This is a genomic window from Brasilonema angustatum (assembly GCF_059505445.1).
Map to the genome: position 1 here is coordinate 1 of NZ_JCACKO010000130.1, position 2,213 is coordinate 2,213.

At 44.8% G+C, this 2,213-nt stretch carries 1 pseudogene; it reads left to right on the forward strand.

The window, feature by feature from the left end:
* The first annotated feature begins 550 nt into the window (after positions 1 to 550).
* Positions 551 to 2,125: pseudogene (locus AC5JM2_RS22715) on the forward strand (group II intron reverse transcriptase/maturase).
* Positions 2,126 to 2,213: the final 88 nt, after the last annotated feature.

Below are 2,213 nucleotides of genomic sequence, written 5' to 3' on the forward strand. Positions count from 1 at the left end.
TGGTGCGATTCGTTGCTAGTAGAATCACGGTAAACAGCCCGTACATACACTAGCCAATCTCTACGGAGATTGAACTTCGGACAGGATGAAGGTGAAAACCCTTCCCTCCAAACTCAGGAGTGACTCCTTATCTGCCCCTAGTGACCGAACTCGGAATTTCGGAGGCTAAAGCGGGGAACAGGGCGCAATCAGACGGCTGTTATGGGCTGACACTGGCGCTAACGGGGAGTGCACAAGATGAAACAGAACCTAAAAAAGCAACCCATTATTGAGCAGGGCATAACATTGAAAACCCCTGACTTCGCTAGAGTAAAAATCCCGCCGACTCATCATGTGAAGAGCGGCAAGAGTAAGGGGTTCTAGCGGTTGAATTGGTTCCATCTGACGGCACAAAGCAATCCCATTCGAGGAACGAATAAAAACGAATTAAAGGTCTTGGGAAAGGTCGAACCCCAGGTAAGTCAGACGAGCGACAGAATTCCTTTAATTCGGGTAGGACAGACCGTAATTGGTCTGAGGTGTTCAGAAAACAATCATTATTGTGTAGAGCATGGTTAGGCACAGTGAGTACACTAGTGAATCTTGGAGCAAATTACCCTGGAAGCAATTCCGGAGAAATCTGTTTCGTCTACAAGTTAGGTTGTTCAAAGCAGTTAAAGCAGGAGACATGCGGAAAGCGCGGGGACTCCAGAAGCTGATTCTGAAATCTAAGGCTGCGCGGTTACTGGCGATTAGACAAGTAACTCAGCTAAATGCTGGTAAAAAGACTCCAGGTATCGATGGGAAAGCGTCCCTCAACCTTGAAGAACGCTTTGCGCTTGAGGAACTCCTCAAGAAAAATTACCTTAATTGGCATCATAGCAAATTAAGACAGATTCCGATACCCAAGAAGGACGGCAAAACCAGAATTCTTAAAGTCCCTACTATTGCGGATAGAGCATGGCAATGCCTTGTGAAATACGCACTAGAACCAGCACACGAGGCAACCTTCCACGCAAGGAGCTACGGATTTAGAGCAGGACGTTCCGCGCAAGATGCGCAAAGACAACTGTTTAATAATCTAAACTCCAAAGCGAACGGAATAGATAAACGAGTAATCGAACTCGATATTGAAAAATGTTTTGACAGGATAAGCCACGCCGCTATCATGAGCAATCTGATAGCCCCAAAAAATCTGAAAATCGGCATATTCCGATGCCTAAAGGCAGGAACTAACCCCGAATTTCCAGAACAAGGAACTCCACAGGGAGGAGTGGTAAGTCCACTTTTAGCTAATATTGCGCTCAACGGGATAGAAAGTATACACAGATACCATAAAGACGGGTACAGGATTACTGAAAAAACCCCAATGATAAATATCTGTGAGCCATCAGTCCGATATGCGGATGACATGGTTATAATACTCCGACCCGAAGATAATGCAGAAGAAATACTTGAAAGAATAAGCCAGTTCCTTGCAGAACGAGGAATGAACGTCAGTGAAAAGAAAACCAAGATAACCGCAGCGACAGATGGCTTCGATTTTCTCGGCTGGCACTTTAAGGTGCAGAGCAACGGAAAGTTTAGAAGTACTCCCTGAGTGGACAACTTTAAAGCATTCCGTAAGAAAGTAAAAACTATCGTTAACTGCTCTAACTATGGTTCTGAGGTCAAAGCTGAGAAATTAGCCCCCTTGGTTAGAGGATGGAGGAATTACCATAAGTTCTGTAAGATGGATGGCACGCGTAACTCGCTCTGGCACATCAGCCACAGAACATTTAAGGTATTCAACAAGGAAGCAAAGAATAACCAACACTCTAGTAAGAAATTAATAGATAAGGCATTCCCAAAAGTTCCTTACTCCGAAAACGCATTTGTTAATGTCCAAGGTGAAAAATCACCTTTTGACGGAGATATAACGTACTGGTGGAGCGAGCGTAACAGCAAACTCTACGACGGCGAAACCTCTAAAGCTTTAAAACGGCAAAACCATAAATGTGGTCATTGCGGCATGAAGATGTTACCAGGTGAAACAGTCCACCTACATCACGTAGATGGTAACCACCAGAACTGGAAAACTAAAAACCTTCTAGCCATACATGAAAGTTGTCACGACTATATCCACATGAGCAAGGGAAAACCCTAGAACATCGGGAGCCGGATGCGTAGAAATACGCACGTCCGGATCTAACAGAGAGGTGCGGGAGATAATACTCCCCATCGACTCTAACAAT